The organism is Pseudomonas sp. SIMBA_068, assembly GCF_046534705.1.
Taxonomy (GTDB): domain Bacteria; phylum Pseudomonadota; class Gammaproteobacteria; order Pseudomonadales; family Pseudomonadaceae; genus Aquipseudomonas; species Aquipseudomonas putida.
Window position 1 is genome coordinate 1 of the sequence record NZ_JAWRYI010000421.1, and the last position, 275, is coordinate 275.

The following is a 275-nucleotide window of genomic DNA, read 5'->3' on the forward strand; positions in this document are numbered from 1 at the left end:
CTACGGGGGCGGAGTCGGCGAAACCAGGAATAATGTGTTCCAGACTGTGGGCATAGAGACGCCCGCCGGTGACGTTCTTGGCACCTGCGGAATTGCCACGCTCGATAACTAACACTTGCGCACCTTCGCGGGCGAGCACCAGTGCGGCAACCGAACCGGCAAGCCCTGCACCGACGATGATGGCGTCAAAGATATCTTCGGACATAAGAGCTCCCTGTCAGCGGCAGGGCCAAAATGCAGCCCTGCCAGAGTGGATCAACGCGCTAAAGCTGCGG

At 60.0% G+C, this 275-nt stretch carries 1 protein-coding gene; it reads right to left on the reverse strand.

Going from position 1 to position 275, the window contains the following annotated elements; translation table 11 throughout:
• On the reverse strand, window positions 1-205 hold a 205-nt coding region (locus tag SB756_RS29800; RefSeq protein WP_117246249.1), incomplete at its 3' end, for an FAD-dependent oxidoreductase.
• Between the last annotated feature and the right edge of the window lie 70 nt (window positions 206-275).